The 1,050-nt window shown below is 41.2% G+C and carries 1 protein-coding gene; it reads right to left on the bottom strand.

Annotation, left to right across the window (positions count from 1 at the left end; all coding sequences use genetic code 11):
- The coding region (locus GMD4S_RS12310; RefSeq protein WP_000752708.1) for an E3 binding domain-containing protein at positions 1-554 on the bottom strand (554 nt) is incomplete at its 3' end.
- Positions 555-1,050: the final 496 nt, after the last annotated feature.

The raw sequence follows: 1,050 nt of genomic DNA, 5'->3' as shown, positions 1-1,050 counted from the left end.
ACAACAGCGAGTGAAAGAAGGTCTGTTACAGTAGTCTTCTTACCAGTCGCTTCCATAATCGGATCAAGAACCTTCTTACGAAGGGCCAACATTTCTGACATATCGACATCATAGTTGAGTGTGAAGGTTGGCGCAGTTAGGTAAGATTCAACCATACGTTGAGCTATAACCTTACGCATTGGTGTCATTGGAATACGCTCAATCTCACCATAAGGAGTGATATTGTCTGGAACTTCTGCCACTTTTTCGATTTGAGCAGGAGACTTGATGGTGTCGTTTTCGATATTTTCAGGAAGCAAGGCCAAAACATCCTTCTTCATGATCTTACCACGATGACCCGTTCCTTGGATTTCCTGCCAAGCAATGTTATGTTCGAGGGCAATTCGTTTTGCAAGTGGCGAAATGCGAACCACGTTTGTGTCTTTATAAGTTTCCACGTCTTCTTTGTGGACACGACCGTTTGCACCTGAGCCAGAAACGTCGTAGAGGTTGATTCCTAGATCATCCGCCAACTTTCTAGCCGCAGGAGTCGCTCTTAGCTTGTCATCAGCCATGACCTCTCCAATTCTAATTATGATACTAAGGGCGAAAAAGTCAAAGTGAAAATAGGAGATTGACGATGTGTTCGATGAACACAAGGAAATCTTTCTTTTTTTCGCAGACCTCCGTCCGAATTCAATTACATGATACTAAGGGCGTCAAAAAGCGACTGAAAAATAGGAAATCTACGCAGGCTTCGATGAAGTCAAGGAGATTTATCTTTTTTCCGAGCTTTTAGCCCGTGTTCAACTCTACAAGCAACTTGGATACAACACGTATCTCAAGTTGCTACGGTTGCCGCTATTAGGCGGTCAACCTTGTAGACTTACTAAGTCGTTCGTCGAATAACATCGATTCGACTCCCTCCTGTCGCAACTTTACAAACAACTTAGATACAAAACATATCTTAAGTTACTAAAGTTAAAAACAACAATTATTTTACATAACTTATCTTATGTAATTCTATTCTTTGTTATATGTTTTACGGATGGCATCTTTGATGCTTTCAAC

The sequence above is a fragment of the Streptococcus sp. GMD4S genome (genome assembly GCF_000296955.1).
This window is presented reverse-complemented; position numbering and strand designations above follow the sequence as displayed.